We start from the raw sequence: 853 nt of genomic DNA, 5'->3' as shown, positions 1-853 counted from the left end.
CTAGGCGGCGTGGACGAATTGGTTGACGAATTGATCGCAGCTTGATTCAAGACTGCTTTTTGGAGGCAGTCATGAGCCGAGGCGATCTGAGCGAATCCGAATGGCGTGTTCTGAAGGATTTATTGCCGATTGAAGCAGTCAATCGGGGACGCGGTCGTCGTCCGGAGCAAAATCGTGCGATCATCAACGGCATACTTTGGAGACTTCGCTGCGGGACGCCTTGGCGGGATGTCCCACCCAAATACGGCAATTGGAATACGATCTATCGGCGGTTTCGGCGTTGGAGCGAAGCCGGGGTCTGGGAGGCTGTTTCGATCACGCTCGCTGAGATCATGGCTGACAGCGGCCACTACAGCATCGATAGCACCACAGTTCGGGCCCATATTTCGGCAGCGGGCGGAAAGGGGGGATTCATCGACGCGCTCTTGGCCGCTCGCGGGGCGGGTTCACCAGTAAACTTCACTGTCTGGCTGATGCCAGAGGAAGACCGCTTGCCTTCCATCTGACGGTTGGCGAAGCCGCAGATTGCAAGGCTTACGACACTCTGATCAGCTTACCCGAGCAAGCGCCACAGGCGCTTCTTGCTGACAAGGGATATGATGCGGATGCCATTCGTGATGATCTTGCCAGCCGCAATATCAAGCCCGTCATTCCTGGCAGAGCAAACCGCCGCGTGAAGATTGAATATGATCGCACGCTGTATAAACAGCGCAACCTAATCGAACGGATGTTTGGCAGACTGAAAATCAACCGCGCCATTGCTACTCGATACGACCAACTCGCCGAGAGCTTCATCAGCATGGTTCATATTGCTACCGCAAGATACTGGCTCAAATTCGTCCACGCCGCCTAG

2 protein-coding genes are annotated in these 853 nt (G+C 55.3%); both read left to right on the top strand.

The features are described 5' to 3' along the window. Positions 1 to 71: 71 nt before the first annotated feature. Positions 72 to 506, top strand: a complete 435-nt coding sequence (locus KWJ32_RS28145) for an IS5 family transposase (protein ID WP_040128193.1) — start codon at positions 72 to 74, stop codon at positions 504 to 506. After that, the gene (locus tag KWJ32_RS28140; RefSeq protein WP_231771476.1) at positions 410 to 853 is read left to right on the top strand and encodes an IS5 family transposase; all 444 of its coding nucleotides are present in this window, start codon (positions 410 to 412) and stop codon (positions 851 to 853) included. The genes KWJ32_RS28145 and KWJ32_RS28140 overlap by 97 nt, the downstream gene beginning before the upstream one ends.

It is taken from the genome of Ochrobactrum sp. BTU2 (assembly GCF_024539785.1).
GTDB lineage: Bacteria > Pseudomonadota > Alphaproteobacteria > Rhizobiales > Rhizobiaceae > Brucella > Brucella anthropi.
This window is presented reverse-complemented; position numbering and strand designations above follow the sequence as displayed.

Bases quoted from the DNA above. Each gene is read 5' to 3' on its own strand.
- KWJ32_RS28145 (WP_040128193.1), top strand. From the start codon at position 72: ATGAGCCGAGGCGATCTGAGCGAATCCGAATGGCGTGTTCTGAAGGAT.